This window comes from Paenibacillus rubinfantis (genome assembly GCF_001486505.1).
GTDB lineage: Bacteria > Bacillota > Bacilli > Paenibacillales > Paenibacillaceae > Fontibacillus > Fontibacillus rubinfantis.
On sequence record NZ_LN909059.1, the window covers coordinates 62,899 to 80,188 of the forward strand.

Sequence of the window (17,290 nt, forward strand, 5' to 3'; positions counted from 1 at the left end):
TTTTCCTATGGGTTTACGTCTTGCTTCCACTCGGTCATCAATGCCCCCACCTCTTCAAAGGATAGTACATCCGGGACGATGCGAAGGAAAGCCGCGTCGAACAATAAATCAACGGTTGTGCTGCGAGCTGTGCGACAATAAACGGATTGCATCCATCTCCTCACGATCTCCCTGCGGTCCATCGGAGGGAATGTGACGTGGATGCCGGAATGATATGCTCGGACAGAAAGCTGCAGCTTCCTGCCCTCGTCCTTTACACATACACAAATGTACAAATTGCCCGGCTCCGGGCGAAACCGCCTTACCGAGAGCCGGCAGGCCGCGGCTTTTGGCTTATATGAGCGGTTCGCTGGTATTCGGCTTTGCTCGCCGGCGCGGGCAGCCATGTTCATCAATACCAGCTCCTATTCACTGTGACGCGCTGAGCGCCACCTTATCCGACAGACACAAGCGGCCTGTGATGCTCCATCTCTGACCACTTGCCCCAATAATCCAGCAAAATCACTGGACCGTACGTTGTTCCTCCGTTCAAGCCCATATAGAGAAGGTACGGAACCCCTTCCTTTTCCGACCGGTAGTCCGACGGCATGCGAGCATAATCGCTTCTCAGCATCACCGGCTGCACGAGGACGTCTTCCCCTCGTACAGTCCTCTCATGCAGCTCCCCACGCGCCGCCGCGGCCCAAGCGTACGTCCACCATTTCGCCTGTCCTGCGATCTACTAATCCGTAATGAATCATTTATTCCCCTCCTGTTCGCACGGGCGCCTGTCATGCTCCTCAACGCATGCGATTTCGATTGCATGCAGTCTACCGCCGCGGTCGACGAACGAAAACCACACTTGGGTTTCCACTTCTGAGATTTTGCCGGAAAAATGATCGCCGTTCACCAGTCGAAAAACGACGTAGTCTCCTGCCTTGATGTCTTCCAACTTCACCGGATCAATCGAATCGAGCAATGGTTGCATCGATACCCCTCACTTTCATTTTTCTAAACTAAAAAAGGGAATCGCCCGGCACTCGCCAGAGCAATTCCCCTTACCACTACCAATCAAATACCGGGATTCCATCAACGGTCGGGGCGTCGCTATCGAACATCACCCACGAACACCCTTCAGCAACCGCAAGCCGTAATATGTCCTGAAGCTCCGAGGGAACCCCATCGAGATTCTTCCCCGCTTCCGGAACCAGAATCCAGTATCCATAAATGTGCTTGTCGTAAACGATTAATGTTCCATGCTCGTCACCCGACAGCCATTGGTTCGTTTCCGAACTGATATGCGCGGTTGAGAGCTCAAGCATATTCCGGATAGCCGATTTTACTCCCGTTTCTACTGCCCCCATGACGTCTCCTCCTTTCAAAACGGCAAGTCGTCTTCCGATATGTCGATCGGCCTGCCCTCATCCGAGAACGGATCGTAGTCCCTGCTGCCGCGAGACGAATTGTTGCCGCCGTAACTTCCGCCGGCGCCATAGCCGCCGCCAGTACCGTAACCTCCGCCGGAGCTGCCGCCATAGTTTCCGCCTTCCGCGCTTCGATTCCCGCCGTTACCGCCATTGCCGCCTTCTCGGTTCGGCGATTCCAGAAAGCGTACGTTGTCTGCGACAACCTCTGTCACGTAAACCCGCTTCCCTTCGTTATTATCGTAACTGCGTACTTGGATGCGTCCTTCAACTGCCGCCAGTCGGCCTTTGCGAAGATAGTTCGCACAATTTTCCGCGAGCTGACGCCACGTGACGATCGGGATAAAATCTGCCTCCCGCTCACCGCCGTTTGAGGTAAATGGACGGTCTACCGCGAGATTGAACTGTGTAATTGCGACGCCCGCCGGCGTGTATCTCATGTCGGGATCTTTCGTCAAGCGACCGATTAGTATAACCCGGTTCAGCACTTTCTATTCACACTCCACCATGATTTTTTTCCCTAACTAAGCAAGGATGATACCTGGGGTACGTAATTTGCTTGAAGCAATTCATCTATGCCCTTCCCAAGCGACACGTCCCACATCGCCAAACTAAGCGCCATATCGCTTTCTTTAGCGAAAAACTCCGCGCAAAGTTCAAGGGAACGCTGTACTTCCGGTGTCGTAACCGCATCTGCGTCGTACGCGAGTACGACGTGCCGGCATCCGAGCCGCTTGAGCGGTTCCAACGCCAGTCGGAATGCCCCTGTTCCCGGAATAGCAAGGAACGGTTTGACCATCAAATCCGCCGCAAGGTCAGCTTTCAATCCGCCTTCAGTGATCCATACTTCCGAACAATCAATCAGGCCGCTAGGGTCTTCCCCGACGTTCCAGTACGGCAAGCATGGATGCGGGAGCGCCAAATGAACCGGCAGTGGACCGCCTATGGATGCGCCGTTCGTCTTCGAACCGCTGCTCCACCACCAATACTTCGTCCCTTGTTCCAGCTTTACACTAAAGACGAATTGCCCGGACTTAGCATGGCAAACCTTTTTATCTTTCTCCGTCAGAATGACCTCAAGGATCTTATCTTGAACACGAAGCGAGCATCTGGCACGACGTAAACCATTTTCGAGCGGTTCCATCTCTTCCAAGATTTCACCCTTGATAGCCCCCTGCATCGATAATTCCAGCTGGGGTTTATCCACTCGAATCTGCCATCCGATGATCTCATTGTGAATGGAACGAAACGGGATCATAAGACCCGTATCGCCAGCCATTGTCCAATAAGGACCGTAGCGTCCCTCGGCCACGAAAAAGCCGGGGACGCCAAGTAGGTCATTATCGGCGCTGAGCCGCCCGATGACGCCTTTCGCAACCTTGAAGCGGTCACGGTCAGGCATCGTGCGGTACTCGCGCAATCGAATGGCGTTCTCCTCCATCATCCGAACGGATCGCAAATGGTCGGCATGCTTCGCAGAAAGCGTAAGCTCCTTCGTCAAGGCACGGTAGACGCGATTAAGATGGTAGTCTGGACGCTTCTCGACTGCGTTCGAAACTTCGATCTCAATCTTTTCCCTCGGCACGCGGTCGGTCAGATAATGCGTATATTGGCGGCCGATATCGGTGTCTTTGTATTTTTCGGACGGTACCCGCATGCAGTGAACGATGTTTTGGTCCTCGTTAATCCCGCACCAACCTTTATGACCACAAATCGGGCATTGAGACATAATCTCATACCATCCGACGTGTCTTGTTCTGCGTAGTCTCATGCCATAACCCCTTTCCTACGACACCCGTTGGTTGTTCTCCAGCTCAGCCTTCAGGTGCGCTTCAACGAGCCGTAGCTGCCCAACGTCAAGCGAATTAAATTTACCGTTGAACGTAATTTTCAGCAGCTGGGACACTCGATTTTTAAGATACACTTGGTCGAACCCTTTCGTAAGATCGATCAGGTTCCGTACCAATAGATTCTTCGCGTTTGCCGGATCGTCCTGCTCGTTTCGGTTTTGCGGTTGACCTGGTTGGGTGCCCCCGCTGGCGCCGCGGGAGTTCCCGCCATCGTTCCGACCCGAAGACCTTTCTCCGGATTGCCGGTTAGCCGCGTTCAATTCTTCGAGCGCCTTCTGCCTCGATAGACCGATGAATATATCCTCGAACGACGTCAATCCGGATCCAATGCAACCATAGCCCGCTTGCGCAAGCGCGCGACCGACAGCACTCGTTGTTGCATTTTCAATGGGATTTGTCGCATCGACGCCCGTTCCGCCAAACCCAATGACGGCGCGATCGCGGGTCTTAACTTCCTGACCCCTACGATTGAGTCCTTCGAATACGCACTCGATGACCCAAAAATTGCCGATCTGGTCAGCGTAGGTGTCGAGCTTGTAGCCGCGGCCTTGTTCGTTGTGGACGTCAATCATCTCGGTAATACGACCTTCAACATCTACGTACGGTCGATACGTTTCGACGAACGTCTTGCCGTTGTAAGACTGCAGCCCCCGCTTCCGCTGCTCATCCGTGAGAAAGAATTCCTTGTCCCACAGCTTTTCCTTCTGCGACAGCAGGCGAATATGCTTGTGATATTGCTGCGGAACGGTATCATAGACATGCTTGATATGGTCGGCTGCCAGCTTCCGTTTTTCGAGCGCCAGTCCGAGAATATGCTCGGCAAGCCCGCCGGCCAGCTCCGTCCTCTGGTAACCACCGTCACCGTTTTGATGATGTTGCCTGCGACCGTAATTTCCTCCCATACATGCATTCCTCCCATAATGGATTTCTATTGCCCCTACGCCTTGCTAAGTGCTGGTCATGGACTCATGACCATTCCCCCTTCGCCTGTTTATTTCCAACAAAAAAGGCCCATCCGAAGGATGAGCCTCATAAATGGACGCAAAAAAAGCGCACACGTCTCCCGCATGCACCCACTGCTTCCATTGATACCTATTAGCCTTGACAGCCAACTCCCTCTTCACCGAAAGTATTAGACGGCGAAGAAAATACGATTTCAATCTAGTAATGAGTAAATTATAGCATTATTCACTTTTCCAGAAAAGAGGGCGCCCACCCCGCCCCAGGGTGAAGTATAATACTGGTAAGGCAGGTGACGGGCGAATGACGTTTGAGATGCACTACTTTGGGATGGACAACCTTACCCTTACGGAAACAAAAATTTTGCTTTGGCTGGCAGACACGATTCGCGAAAACCTAACCCCGTCGCATCGATATGAAGCCGACATTACCAAGTTATCTGAACGCATGGGACACCAAAACGTCAAATACACCGAACTCAAGACGAGTGTTATTCGCCTTGCATCATCGGAGACCGAAATCCAAGCGGGATCGCTCGTGTTCACAAGGCGCCTGTTTGAGAAGATCGACGCCCCGTCCGGCACAGCGATGCTTTACTTCACCTTGCATCCGACGGTCGAGGTCCTCTTCCTCCGGATCGCTCGCATGTTCAATAGCGACGAGATTGATCTGCTCCTCAAAACCAGGAGTATCTTCACGATTAAGCTCTACTCCCTAATTCGTGACCGCATTTGGTCAGGCGACGTCATTCCAATCGACGAGCTACGGGCGATGCTGGGGATCGCGGACCGGTATCCGCGGTACGCAAACTTCAAAGCACGGATTTTGACGCCGGCGACAGAGGAATTGCGGAGTCATTTCGGTCTAACGATCAACTTAGTCGAACACAAACATGGCGGGGACCGTGTGACGGAAGTCCAGTTCAACCTCGCACGTTACGCGTCCCACGTCCATCTGGATGTCAATCGGGACCAATTCTACGAGGAAGCGAAGTACCAAGCCGAACAACTGGGGATCAACATGACGCCCGCATTGTACGATAAGTGGATTCAGAAAGGCGAGTACGCCTTTATTGTCGCACTGGACTACGTCCGCAGCCGTATCGAGACCATTCGGCTGCCGGTGCCTTATCTGACCAAACTGCTGGATACCGAAGATTACGGGCAGCCACTTAACGGCCTGCAAACGGATGAATACCTGCTCCTTCGCGATTTTCTCGACCGGTTCAGAGAGACGGTCAGTCTGACTCCCCTTTTTGTGATCGAGAAGGAATTTCATCGATTCTGTGCCGAGGCGGGATTGGCAGAGCGCGCCGGCAGCTTATGGGTTAAAGCCTCGGACAAGATCAACAAGGATATCAACGCCTTTATCTCCATGAACCGAAAAAAGAAGCACCCCCGTCATACGACGTAGGGGTGCTCCAACAGGTATTCGTAAATGTCCCGCGCATAGGGGTGTTCAAAATCATCAGATTCAAGCGGCCGTAAATTACGGGTCCGCCGAAGATCCAGCGTACGATGAATTTCATCGACAATCTCTTGCGTCATTTCGCTTCGCAGTCTCTTCTCGTCCGACTTCTTTCCGGCCTCAATCTTCTCCTGGTGGAGTTCGATCAAACGCCGCAGACGAGCATTCAACTGAGGGATCGACGTCTCAAAATCAAAATCGTCTTCATCGTCGTAGCCGGCGCCGTTATTGACAAAGTCCTCTCGGATCGCCTTCACGATGTAACCGCTTATGTTATCGATATTGGCTTCCTGCTTCGTTTCATATACGTATTGAATATTCGCTTTTACACGCTCTTCCCCGAAATTCGCGATCAGCTCATCCGCAACCGCCCTACGAACACCGAAACGGGTCAGTAAAGAATAAGCTGTAACGTCGCTCTCAAAAACCTCCGCACTTTTCTGCAGCAGTTTCTTGCGGTGATTTTGCTTTATGTAACAGGTTATGGCGACCACCTTATGTCCAACCTTTGTTTCCTCAAAATCAAAGGAAATATCCGTCTTTTCGGCGAGCTCCTCCTGCGTTTTCAGAAGAACGCGCTGTTTCATGTGGCCGTAATGGGTCAGCTTGTCCGGCTCGATCTCAAGCAAGTTCCGAAGTTGCTCGATCGTAAACCGCCGTTTTCCAAAGTTCAAATAGCGTTTCAAGAGCTCGTACATCCGAATTGAATACTTGCTCTTTAGGACCAGCACATTTGCAAGCTTGTATCGGGTAAAATCCTTCTTCAATTTAAGAAGGTACGGTTTCAACTGCGGCGAAAACTCCAACTCAACGAGCCCTTTACGGTGATGGTATCGGGAAGCGGAAAGCCAGTTTACTACAAGATCGGATTCTCCGTTGTTCTCACGAATGACCAGCTGCTTTCGCTGCAGCCCCGTAACGACATCCCGGATCTTCTTGTAGAAGTTCTTCTCTTGCAGATCGAGGATATCCGCAAATTCCTTTACTTTTATGTGATGCGTCTTGAAGTCTTCGTCATCCGGCTGGATAAGCGAGATCAGCGTATAGATGATTCGCGATTCCTGCAAGTCGAGGTTAAGGGGCGTTTCAATGAGAACGTTCGACTTCGTAACGATGTATTCCGGCGATATTGGAGTCGGTGGTCCAAAATCTAATTCTAGTTGCTCAGTAGACATTCTCTTTCCCCTCCCTTCAAATTTAATATAAAGAACCATTCCCTTAATTTCCACTCCTTTATATGTGACAGATAAATCCTGCAGAAAGTCGGTGGGCCGTCACATAACGGGGAGCGTAAGCGCCGAGCCGTCACAAACAAGGGAGTATTATCGGCTTTGTAGCCTCCAACTATCACAAATTGGGGAGCAATAACCGTCGTTTCTGGTGAAAGCTCGGCTTGCTGTCACATAATACGGAGTGAAATAAAGTCCCAGCGGTCACATTTCAGGGAATAGAAGTGGAGCTGTCACAAAACACGGAGTAAAACTAACTCGGCCGTCACAAAACGGGGAGTCTACACAGGCTAGCTGTCACAAAACCGGGAGTATTTCCGGTTGCGGTCGCAAATAAAGGAGCCCCATACGGTTAGCTGTCACAAGTTTAGGAGTACGGAAGGCTCGGAGCCGTCACAAATCAAGGAGTCCAGATATCTTACGGTCACAATATAGGGAGTTCTGAATACATGAATCGGGCAACACGGGTTCTGCTGTCACAAAATGAGGAGCTTTCCGATGCAAATCCGTGCGGATCGGAGGAAAACCGGGCAGCAAATCAAGTTATACCCCCTGGAGGTAACAAATCGGGTGATAATCCGGGTGTTGGACTCCCTTCTATGTGACAGCTCCACTCCCCATCTTGTGATAGCTGACTCCCTTAAACGTGCGCGCCAACTCCTTCATTTGTGATTGCTAGACTCCCTAAAACGTGATGGTAGACTCCTAGATTTGTGACGGTAAAGCCCAATAAAGCCTGTCGTATCAATACTTATGCCGTCTCGTAAACAATTATTCATATATAAATCATTAAAAAAAGAAAAACAGAATATAAAAACAGACAAATTGCGCTTGGCTTCGTCAAACGCTTAATCATTTTTAATTTTCTGTCACAAAACAAGGAGTGGAAATTTGTAGAACCTTGAAGGTAATATACTAATATATATATTAGAATAATTTCCCGTACAAAGAAAAAAAAATAAAGCCCCCATCCCGATCGACATTCACCGTCCGCGGCCGCCAAGCGTAAGACGTTGAATGATGGAGGATTTGAGGACTTCATTAAAGTAAAGTTGTGGATAGTGTATCACAATCTTTTTTACCTGTGAAGTCCCTCTTCCCTATGGCTGGGCAGCATAGAGGTGAGAGGAAATGATAGAGAAAAATCTAAAAGGAACACAGCACAAGCTGCTGTACTACCGGTATCGACCTACGGGTACCGAAAAGCCGAAAGTCAGAACCAAAAGCGGATCAGAGCAAGCCTATACCGAGAAAGAACTAGAGAAAATCTTCATCCCCGAAGAAGAAGTTCGTAAGTTTACCTTGGACAAACATGGGCAGCCTATTCCCTACGTCGACGGGCACGTTACGATTATCAGCAATTATATATTCGATTATTGGAGCCATTTTCTAACGGCGGAAGGCGTCGCCCTATACGGCCACCTCAAGCGGTACTGTTATGGCGAGAAAGATTACTGCTGGCCGGATCTCAAGATGATCGGCTTGAAAATGAACAAGAGCCGCAACACGATCAAGAAGATCCTCAAATCCTTGGAAGACTTCGGTTTCGTCCTCATGTTCAACGTACAGAACGCCGACAAGAACAACATGGAGGAAAGCCCCCTGTTCAAAGTGCGGAAGCAAGTCCCCTTTCTACCGCAGGAATTGTACGAGCAGTTACCGACTGAGCTCAAACTCGACCATGACAAGTACATGCAGGGGATCGTCACAAATTTTAATCAGATTCTAACGCTTGATTCCGCTGTCGATTTCTCCGAAGTTTATGAGGACGTAATCCGTAAAGGAACAATCGTCCGAAAAGAAAAATCGACGCTCCATCTGGAGAAAGAAGCCCAAGATAAACTGAAGCTGCTGAAACATCAGCAGACACCCGAGGACATTGAAGTATGGGATAAAGCACTGGCAATTATTAAATCCAAAATGTCCGGGCCTTCCTTTAGTACGTGGTTTTTAAATACGTTCGTGATCCAAAGAAACCATAAATATATCGTGTACTCCCCTGTGCAATTTACCCGCGATTGGCTGGAGTCGCGCTATAAACGAATGATACTAGAGACCATCCGTTCCATAAATGATCAGATCGTAGACGTCGAATTCGATTGTCTGCGACGGGAATGATTAAGAGCTGGCGATCCTGCCATGCTCATTTTTTTTGCCCTATCGCCGTATCTCGAATTCCGAGAGGCGGCGTATAGATTATTGAAATGCCGCCTCTCAGTTTTTGACATGCGGGGTATAGGATTTTGAAAGGCGATGTTTCTCAAAATCTGAGAATCGGGTTTATCCACATAAATACCGCCTCTCAAATTCTGAATAGCGGGGTTTCGAAATTGGATAGGCTTGGCCGCATTTCAAGACTTGAAAGACCCTATCCCCAAAATTGAGATAATCCATCCGCAAAAATGAGATACCCTTTGTCAAAATCCGAGTAGAAATAAATACGAATTTAAGTAATTGAATTAAACAATACAATTAAGAAATACGATTCTATTATTATCATCACTATTATAAATGCAGGTAAAATATTCTCTGGATCTAACACACAAAAAAAAAGAACAAGCGGAGGAGGTCCCCGCCTGTTCTTTGAACAGCTTTTATTTCACCCTCTTTTGCGAAGACATGGACAAGACCGAATACTCGTTAAGCAAGCTGTCCAGCTCCTGTGATTTCTTCAGCACATATGGCGAACGAACGCCAAAACGCTCTCCCGCACGATTCAACACTTCCCTCTTACGTCGAATCGCTTCTTCAATATCTTTAATGGACTTCGACATCCGTATCCCCCCGGTTCTGAAAATGGTTAGTCGATCATTGAGCATTCCGCCAAAAACGGTCATCCGAAAAAATGCCAGCTTGCATCAGCACTTCCCACCATTTGCGGAAAGCAGCGTTAATCAACAGCCTTTCTTCGCCGGTCGGATACGGACCGCCAAACTGCGTCCCATAAACCAAATAGGAATCGGTTAAACGGGCTTCAGCTAGTTCATCCTCGATCCAAGCCTCGAACGCTCTTGCAAAAAGCTCATGATTCCGGCGCCAATACTGTCCTCTTGCCTTTGCATCAGCATAAAACAGACTTTCGTCGGAAGGGATGTAGAACTCCGTCGGTACCGCCCTCCCCGCATCCTTCAGCAGATTACAGTACATGAAGCCGATATCCGTCCACATGTTCTTCTTGACGCGATATTGCCCCACCAAAGATCTAAGTGCTGCGCTCACGTCGTAGCCGTTCTTCGCGAGCTTCGCTTTGACGCTTTCGTAGTAACGATTTTTTGGCTGCGGAAGCGGGTCAGGAACTTTCACCAAACGGCGGCCAGTCCCCTCTTTGATTGCTTTCATCAACGACGCAAAAGCCGTTTTCACTTCGTTTGGCAGGTACGGACCCGCTTCGGATCCCGATATAAAAGCGCGCTTGCCGTTCACGAACCGATACGAATACGAATACAGGTTTTGGTCTAGCGCATGCGCCCACTCGTGGCATTGCGCACCGCCACCGCGATATTTCGTAAGGTTCATGACGTTCGTCATTGGTTCAAAATGCGCTGCTGCTGCGCCGCTCCCCCGGGCTCCGTAAGCGATCCCGAGTGCGCCGTAAAAAGAAATGGCTTTACGCGGGAGCTTTAAGATCGTGGCCAGGTCTGCCCAAGCATTCCCCGAGCAGAGAACATGATAACGGCCGGCAGCGTCCTCGACGTAATTGCCAAACTGGACTCCCCGGAATCCATACTGTTCAATAATGTCCTCCGGCTTATTCACGCCCGAGGGCTCCTTTGAGAGTCGAATGACCTCATCCGGCACCATTCGCTCCCATACGGTCTTGTTTGACTTCCGGTTGACGCTATGCTCCCTGCGCACCGCCCAGTTCCAATCACGTCCTTCTTCGGATTCGAAGGCACGATCGAATATCTTTCGGTACCCAGGGCCGGATCGGTTTTTGGCTATGAAGAGCGACTGAAAACGATCCCCAAGCGACAGCCAATGCGCGAATGTCATCAACTCAGGCTCACGTTGCACCTTCTGCTCATACCGCGTGTAATAGGCTTTACGGGCGCACTCGCGCAGCGTCAAAACCGCCGCCTGGACGGCGTCCACCGACTTGGCATCCGAGAACAGCGCTTTCAACTCGATCACCGCTTGAATGAAGTACCGTCTCTGAAGAGGATCATCTGCCGGCCGCTGGCTCACTCGATCCCAAATCTGCTTGATCACGAATGCCGCCTCGGACGTATATCCCTCTTCTTGAAACCTTTCCGCACGAAGCGAGCCGACCAGTTCGTCCTTGCAGACCATCTGATACGCCTGTGTGGGATCTTCCTCAATCGCTTCTTGCCATTCAGCGGAAAACATCGCGTGCGAAGATGCAAGATGCTTGCGCGCGCCAAGCAGTTCCTCACCGCAATCGTAAGCGTATTGCTTGCGCAATGATCCTGTGGTGCCACGGGTGTCGGCCGCCGTGACAGCGATTTGAGTCGCCGGAACCGCGTTGCATTCGTCGAACGTGAAATAGTCAAACAGCGAAAAAGCCAATTGTTCGGTCACGAATCCTCAACCTCCATATCCCTCCGCCCGTGGCGGAGGATGTTTAATCGTCCGCCAGGACGTCGGAAACTATGGATGCTTACCTTTTTACTTGCGGGACAAGATCAAGCTCCCAATCCGCATCGAACAAGTATGCGAGATCTTCTTTGGAAAGCGGCGGGAGCATCATTTGATCGAATTCCTCATCAAGGAGGAAATCCTCCTCGTCCAGCGATGCAAAAAAGTCGAGATTCCGTTTTACCCAATTCATTGCCAAGAACGACTGACAAAGCCGTTTAAGCCATTCCAGCATCTCTATTCCTCCTAGTGACACCCCCGGCCAGGAGGGATGTCGAATTTCATCCCCCTGGCGGGTAGTGACTAGAAGCGGGTTATTTCCCCCAGCTAATACGCCGATACAGCTGCATCGTGTTGACGAACAGGCAGACCGAATATAGGCCGGCGATTGCGTAGTACAGTGCCGCTTGCTCCTCGACCGCCAGCATAAAGGCGCGAGCACCAAAAATCGTAAAGACGCCCTGTAAGATCAAGTCGTCGCGGAACCGCTTAATTCGTTTCAGCAAGCTGCCGCGTCTAACAAGCTGCAGTTCGTTGTGACGTTCCCATGTGTATGCTTCCAAGCTGACAACAGGGATACAGTTGTCCCGAAACTGGTTCCACTCATACTTGACCTTATAGACGAACTGATCGACGATCGGCTCATAGTAGCTTTCTTGAACGACTCCGGTCATCCCCCTGCGAACGCCGCTGATCACCTCTACGGTATCGTCAGTACGGAAACGACCACGAATGCTCTTAACGAATCCAAACATTCCTACCCTATCCCCTTTCGGTTGTGTGAAAAGTTAATTACGCATCGAGTTCGCCGTGCGCATAAAGCTCAAGAATCGAATCCAAGAACCACGACAATGCGCCGGAGACAACCTTAGAAGATAAAGCAGAGATAGCCGTCTCGGAATGGGTTGCGATTACGATTAAGAGCATCAGTCCAATAACACTCCAAAATGTTTTTTTCATACCAAGCACCCCTCGTTCATCTTTTGTTGCGTCAGAACCCGCTCAATGGCCGCCGCGTCTTCTGGAGAAGGCTGATCGATTCCGGTTCCGAACGGATCGAATACGGAGTGACCGAACATCCTGCGGAACGGGCCAGATAAGCCGAGAAGTTTGTATATTGCCTCCCGGAAACGCTCAGTGACAGGGAAACCTTCGATTGACTCCCGCTCCAACACCATCTGATAAGCGGTGATGATTTCGCTCTCCCGCCATTCAATGTTAAGCCGAGCCATCGTTTCTAAAAGGAGCGTCCGGCAATCGATGGTAAGGTCTCCGATGCCGCTGCCGATTTTCGACTTCCCGATTCGCTGGAAGCCCGAAATCCCCCCGTACCGAATGTCCTGTCCGATCGCCTTTAACACTGCCCGAAATTGGTAATACTTTTCATATTCGGGAAACGTGCTGATCAGGTTGCCCATGCTCTTGTCCTGCGAGATCGTACAAGCCCAGCAGCCTAGCCTTGCAGATTTCCCGCATTGCATCACGGCTTCGTTGTCGTTTACAACCGCGGCGCCGAGCGGGCATTCGCTGCCTGCGGCGTTGCCGTAAAAGGCAAGCAGTTCCGTATTGCGTGCGCCCTTCCACGGTGCCCTGTTGAAAGCAAGATATGTGACGACCTCCTGCTTCGTCCAGTCGCGGATCGGTGAGGCAGTCCGGATGTTTCCGACAGGGTGATGCCCGTAGAAGTCATCCCCGAAATGCTTCGACAAGCTGCGCCTCCGCTGAACGCTTTCGTTATCCCGAGTCCCGAGCACCAGGACCGTGTCCTCTGCACCGTCGGCGAGAAACACCGCTTCAAGAAATTCGCGGGCAGGCTCCACCTTGAGGCGGCGGACGCAATACTTAAAATTTACGGATGGGCTTTGGTATGATTTACCAATAATGCAGACAAGCAGCGTATTGTCTTCTCTAGGCTCCACAATGTGATACTCGATCCACGGAAATGATTTGCAGAGCGAGTCCCGCAATTCATGGATAATTTTTTTGACCCCGGGATTTTCGACAAGCGTATCTGCCGAGATGACCATAATCCGCTTCGTCGGATCCGGATTCTGAATCGCATGCTCGATCATGAGCTGAAGCGTAAGTCGAGAATCGACCCCGCCCGAATTTAATAGCCCAATAATCGAATGTTCATCGTAAATTTTCTTGATCTTCGCCCGCGTTACGGCCAGCAGCTCGTCATCGACCTTATCGAGAAAATCTAAGGACTCCCCTTCGGCGACCCGGGCCGATTTTTTCGGAGGCTCGCTCATCTCGAAACCGAAGAAATCGAAAGCCGGCTGGCACCGCTCTTTAGGAAACGGAAGCGGGACATTGCTTGCGCCGTATGGTGGAATGTCGAGGAAGTAAATCTCGACGAGCAGCGCGCAAGTCGAATGGAACGCATAAACCTGAAACTTATGCTTCGGGCTCATGTAGCTCCAGTTGTCCATGCTTGGATAAAGTGCGTCGTAGAAGACGTCCATTACGTCGAAAGCCGTGGACGCAACGAGCGCATCGATCGCGGCTTGCTCTGGCATTTTTAGCTCGAATCCGGATTCCTCCAAAAATAAAAAAAGCGACCCTTGGACGGAATCGCGCCGGAAGATGTCGTGCCATGAAAAGCCGCTGTCGGGGGCAATGCAATCTGCCTGAGGTCGATCTTTGATGAAGTGGTGGATCGCATAGTAAGCCCCGTTCTGAAAGATTCCAGTACAGTCCCGAATAACGCCGTTAAACGAAAACCCTTCCGCCTCCAAGTAATCCCACAAATCTAAAACGACGGAACAGTAGTCCTTCAACCGGTCGTCGATCGCAACCTTCGTGTTGTTATCTACCAACTCATAAGTTTGCATTGTCTCTATTACCTCCCTCAGCTGTTGGAGCTATGCACATTGTAGTAGATCCGAATGTAGTGCTCGTCAACGATCTCGTAGGCGTGAAGCAGGAAGTATTGGTGCATGGAGTGCCGAAAATACTCTCGCTCCTTCCGGATGAACGCCATGACTTCTTCGATGGTGTCAAACGTCTTGGTGTTCGGAAACCGCGGCGGTACGATCCGATGAATATTGGACAACGATAGCAGTACTTTACCGTCCTTCCCGTAGACCTTCAGCGTTTTAAGATAGTCGTTTTCGATTTCAGCCTGCAGATCGTCCATAAACATCCCTATTCCTCCTCTTTTTTGGGCACAAAAAAAGAAGGCCCCAAAGACATACGTGTACCGTACGCTTTATGACCTTCCTGTTTCAGTCCGTTATTTATTCGCTGTGAAGCTACCCCTACTTCGCCGAATCGTCAACGGCAAAGAAAAAAATAAAGGTGATTCTCATAATATTTTTATTATATCGCTTGCAGGGAAGGATTGTAAATATTGTGTAGCTCTCTTAAAATAATGGTATAGGAACGAGCTCGGTTGAGCCGAACCTATCACACTCGTATTCGCAGCGGCTATTCGTGGTCCGTCTGTGATTGTATCTTTAATAATTTATAATATGTTATAAATTAAGGAGAGGGCCGACATGGATGAGCTGAATGTTCGAGGAAAGCGGGATTGGGTACAACGCAGCGACAACACCATCCGGATTGACGGAGAAGGCAAGAAAATGTCCGAGATCCTGTCCATCTATGAAAGCTACATCGAATCGGGGTTTGACCTGTCGATCGAGGAGATTGCTGCCTACATATCATCTTCCTATCGGTTTGCCCTACAAGAGATTAAACCCCATATCCCCCATATCGGCGTAACTCAGACGATCAGAATCGCCGTGATGCGAGAACTTGAACGGACGGGTAGAGAGATGGAGATGTACAAGCTGCAGTTGCTCCAAAAGCGGATTCTCCTTGATCGCGCGAGCTTTGAGGCGTTTATGCTGGACCGGCTGAGCAAGGAACAGAAATTTGCGGTCATCCCCTTCGAGCAGTTTACCACTCATCCAAATTATGAAGTATTGGTCGAGGTCGTGCGGGACAAAAGTAGGCACCTGGGTATCCTCCGCAGGGCTTCTCTCGATGTTCACAAGGAGGCGTGGAAAGCGCCGATGGACGCCAGCCCCGTCCGGACGTTACCGGATCAGCTGTTAAGTCTCCAAGACTTAAAGAAGCTGCGCGGGTTCCGGCACAATGCGGAAGTCTACCACCACGTGAACATGAGCGGGGTCAACAAATACCGCATTGGAAATATGGTCCGCTACGTTTTGGCCGACTTCGAAGACAACCGAGACATGGTCCCGGTCCCTTACGATCATCCTGCAGAAAAAGCCGTCGCACGTATACTAAACCACGCGGTTGCAACCGAAGCTGCCAGAGAAGCCGCTCGTGCGCTCGCAAAAATGGAAAAGGTCCTTCGGTTATAACCAAGATTATGTATAACGGAAAGCCCCTCGTCCTCTTTCTTGGAAAAATGCTTCACCTGACCTCGACCTTTGCCAGCCGCCGAATCCGATCCATTACCTTGAGGAGGCTCGCGGGTCCCTCACTAAGTACAAAAGAATGTTCCTCCTTCATACCGTCGATCGACCACGAGAGCGTATCCGTCCAGCCGTCACAGACCATGCCGGCGTCCAAGCGCGGATCCGGTTCCTGCTCCCACGGACGGGCGAGAATCACCATCGCAAGGTTCTGGAAGACGCGCTTGGATGCCTGCCACTGATAGTCGCTTGGCAAAACAAAGGGCAAGTCTTCCCCATCGCAGGCATATTCCACCGTTCCATCAGGGAGGAAGCGCAGTTTGAAGTATCCGAACGGGTAGCCAGCGAAGAACTCCGTTTGGATCCACTCGACTGCAGCCGGCGCGCCGCCGATGCGCTCGTGCGACAACAGGGCGATTAGGTAAGAGGGCGAAATGAGCCCATGCAAGTCGTCGGGGTCGGTGACCGGCATCATCGCCCAGGCTTCCTCGAAATAACGCTTGTGCATCCGGATTTCGGCGCAGTTGGGCATCACATAGTCGCCTTGAACGCGATACGAATCATTCCGATAGTGCGGCGATTTGATTTTGATCTGATCGGCATTGCTGCAGATCCGGTGCCAGATCACGTGAAAAGGCAACTTCATGAGACAGCCTCTCCGACGCTTCTCTGTTCAGATAGAATCGGATACAAGTACGACGGCGCAATAAGACTTTTGTGAAGTGCACCAGGTCCGCTCACAGGCATCTGCTTCCATGCTTTCTCGAAATACGATTTTGGAATGCGAATGTTCGTCGTATTCGGAACGACATATTCCCCCGAAATCGCATACGTAAACTTTTGGCCCCGGACCTGTTGAAACTCGCTTCCTTCAAGTGCGATAATGTTTTTCCAAACCTCTGCGAACGATTTCATGTGCCGCCTCCCAATCTAGCAATTTACTGGTATCTTAACACATGGCCCCGCCAGTAAATCAAGATTGGGAGTGGTGTTGTGACTATGTGTTTGCTGTGTGTTGGGTGTGTCCGTAGGGGTTAACGGGTAGATCGTAAGAAGCATGTCTCGCAACAGCATTCCGCTCTCCCGGTCAAATGTCATTGCTTGACTCGATATTCCTTTCATCTCGCGGTCTTTCGATCCATAGGTGTTGAGTTGAAGGTATACCTCGCCACGGATCTTCTTTGCACGCACGGAACAAACAGTCTCCGACTTCCACTCTACCTCTCGATTATCCCATAGAATCTTCTTTACCAATGCCATACTTCCCATCTCCTCTTCGGGTTTTGGGCGCCCTTGGATCAGTATAGCACAATTTTTTGCAGTGCGATTTAGCAATTTAACGCACTAAAGACGGTGTTTAATTGAACCACGTCTAAACACAATGTTTAGCCGAC

General features: G+C 50.5%; 19 protein-coding genes. 3 read left to right on the forward strand and 16 right to left on the reverse strand.

Annotated features, from left to right (window positions below):
- Positions 1-433: 433 nt before the first annotated feature.
- The 6 genes from BN3277_RS02005 to BN3277_RS02030 all read right to left on the reverse strand — a co-directional run bounded on the left by BN3277_RS02005 (position 434) and on the right by BN3277_RS02030 (position 4,155).
- On the reverse strand, positions 434-625 hold the full coding sequence (locus tag BN3277_RS02005; protein WP_059040642.1) for a hypothetical protein: 192 nt from the start codon (positions 623-625) through the stop codon (positions 434-436).
- Between the two features lie 111 nt (positions 626-736).
- Positions 737-967 (reverse strand): hypothetical protein, encoded by a 231-nt coding sequence (locus BN3277_RS02010; protein WP_059040643.1) that lies wholly within the window; start codon positions 965-967, stop codon positions 737-739.
- A gap of 76 nt (positions 968-1,043) precedes the next feature.
- Positions 1,044-1,343: a DUF5983 family protein gene (locus BN3277_RS02015; protein ID WP_059040644.1), complete on the reverse strand. Its 300-nt coding sequence runs from the start codon at positions 1,341-1,343 to the stop codon at positions 1,044-1,046.
- 14 nt (positions 1,344-1,357) lie between these two features.
- Entirely contained in the window at positions 1,358-1,891 is a 534-nt protein-coding gene (gene ssb / locus BN3277_RS02020) for a single-stranded DNA-binding protein (RefSeq protein WP_059040645.1), read from the reverse strand.
- Positions 1,892-1,923: 32 nt separating this feature from the next.
- Complete coding sequence (locus tag BN3277_RS02025) at positions 1,924-3,174, reverse strand: toprim domain-containing protein (protein WP_082691265.1); 1,251 nt, start codon at positions 3,172-3,174, stop codon at positions 1,924-1,926.
- 15 nt (positions 3,175-3,189) lie between these two features.
- Positions 3,190-4,155, reverse strand: a complete 966-nt coding sequence (locus BN3277_RS02030) for a hypothetical protein (protein WP_059040647.1) — start codon at positions 4,153-4,155, stop codon at positions 3,190-3,192.
- A 361-nt stretch (positions 4,156-4,516) separates the two neighbouring features.
- Between BN3277_RS02030 and BN3277_RS02035 the strand changes: the two genes are divergently transcribed.
- Positions 4,517-5,626, forward strand: a complete 1,110-nt coding sequence (locus tag BN3277_RS02035; RefSeq protein ID WP_059040648.1) for a replication initiation protein — start codon at positions 4,517-4,519, stop codon at positions 5,624-5,626.
- On the opposite strand, the gene BN3277_RS02040 is transcribed toward BN3277_RS02035, so the two are convergent.
- Positions 5,614-6,855 (reverse strand): replication initiation protein, encoded by a 1,242-nt coding sequence (locus BN3277_RS02040; RefSeq protein ID WP_059040649.1) that lies wholly within the window; start codon positions 6,853-6,855, stop codon positions 5,614-5,616. The two genes, BN3277_RS02035 and BN3277_RS02040, sit on opposite strands and share 13 nt — an antisense overlap.
- A gap of 1,185 nt (positions 6,856-8,040) precedes the next feature.
- On the opposite strand from BN3277_RS02040, the gene BN3277_RS02045 reads away from it, so the two are divergent.
- A complete protein-coding gene (locus tag BN3277_RS02045; protein ID WP_059040650.1) occupies positions 8,041-9,027 on the forward strand; it encodes a helix-turn-helix domain-containing protein in 987 nt (328 codons plus the stop codon).
- Positions 9,028-9,503: 476 nt separating this feature from the next.
- On the opposite strand, the gene BN3277_RS02050 is transcribed toward BN3277_RS02045, so the two are convergent.
- The 7 genes from BN3277_RS02050 to BN3277_RS02075 all read right to left on the reverse strand — a co-directional run bounded on the left by BN3277_RS02050 (position 9,504) and on the right by BN3277_RS02075 (position 14,653).
- Positions 9,504-9,683 (reverse strand): aspartyl-phosphate phosphatase Spo0E family protein, encoded by a 180-nt coding sequence (locus BN3277_RS02050; RefSeq protein WP_059040651.1) that lies wholly within the window; start codon positions 9,681-9,683, stop codon positions 9,504-9,506.
- A gap of 34 nt (positions 9,684-9,717) precedes the next feature.
- Positions 9,718-11,448 (reverse strand): LPD1 domain-containing protein, encoded by a 1,731-nt coding sequence (locus tag BN3277_RS02055; RefSeq protein WP_059040652.1) that lies wholly within the window; start codon positions 11,446-11,448, stop codon positions 9,718-9,720.
- A 79-nt stretch (positions 11,449-11,527) separates the two neighbouring features.
- Complete coding sequence (locus BN3277_RS02060; protein ID WP_059040653.1) at positions 11,528-11,740, reverse strand: hypothetical protein; 213 nt, start codon at positions 11,738-11,740, stop codon at positions 11,528-11,530.
- 79 nt (positions 11,741-11,819) lie between these two features.
- Positions 11,820-12,260 carry a hypothetical protein gene (locus BN3277_RS02065; protein WP_059040654.1) on the reverse strand — a complete coding sequence of 147 codons (441 nt, stop codon included), beginning with the start codon at positions 12,258-12,260 and terminating at the stop codon, positions 11,820-11,822.
- A gap of 37 nt (positions 12,261-12,297) precedes the next feature.
- On the reverse strand, positions 12,298-12,465 hold the full coding sequence (locus tag BN3277_RS25425) for a hypothetical protein (protein ID WP_157688668.1): 168 nt from the start codon (positions 12,463-12,465) through the stop codon (positions 12,298-12,300).
- Complete coding sequence (locus tag BN3277_RS02070) at positions 12,462-14,342, reverse strand: phosphoadenosine phosphosulfate reductase domain-containing protein (RefSeq protein WP_059040655.1); 1,881 nt, start codon at positions 14,340-14,342, stop codon at positions 12,462-12,464. The genes BN3277_RS25425 and BN3277_RS02070 overlap by 4 nt, the downstream gene beginning before the upstream one ends.
- 17 nt (positions 14,343-14,359) lie before the next feature.
- Positions 14,360-14,653 carry a hypothetical protein gene (locus tag BN3277_RS02075; RefSeq protein ID WP_059040656.1) on the reverse strand — a complete coding sequence of 98 codons (294 nt, stop codon included), beginning with the start codon at positions 14,651-14,653 and terminating at the stop codon, positions 14,360-14,362.
- A gap of 355 nt (positions 14,654-15,008) precedes the next feature.
- Here BN3277_RS02075 and BN3277_RS02080 point away from each other — a divergent pair, with 355 nt between their 5' ends.
- Complete coding sequence (locus tag BN3277_RS02080) at positions 15,009-15,842, forward strand: hypothetical protein (protein WP_059040657.1); 834 nt, start codon at positions 15,009-15,011, stop codon at positions 15,840-15,842.
- 52 nt (positions 15,843-15,894) lie between these two features.
- On the opposite strand, the gene BN3277_RS02085 is transcribed toward BN3277_RS02080, so the two are convergent.
- Entirely contained in the window at positions 15,895-16,542 is a 648-nt protein-coding gene (locus BN3277_RS02085; protein WP_059040658.1) for a hypothetical protein, read from the reverse strand.
- Complete coding sequence (locus tag BN3277_RS02090) at positions 16,539-16,811, reverse strand: hypothetical protein (protein WP_059040659.1); 273 nt, start codon at positions 16,809-16,811, stop codon at positions 16,539-16,541. Before BN3277_RS02090 ends, BN3277_RS02085 begins: the two co-directional genes overlap by 4 nt.
- Between the last annotated feature and the right edge of the window lie 479 nt (positions 16,812-17,290).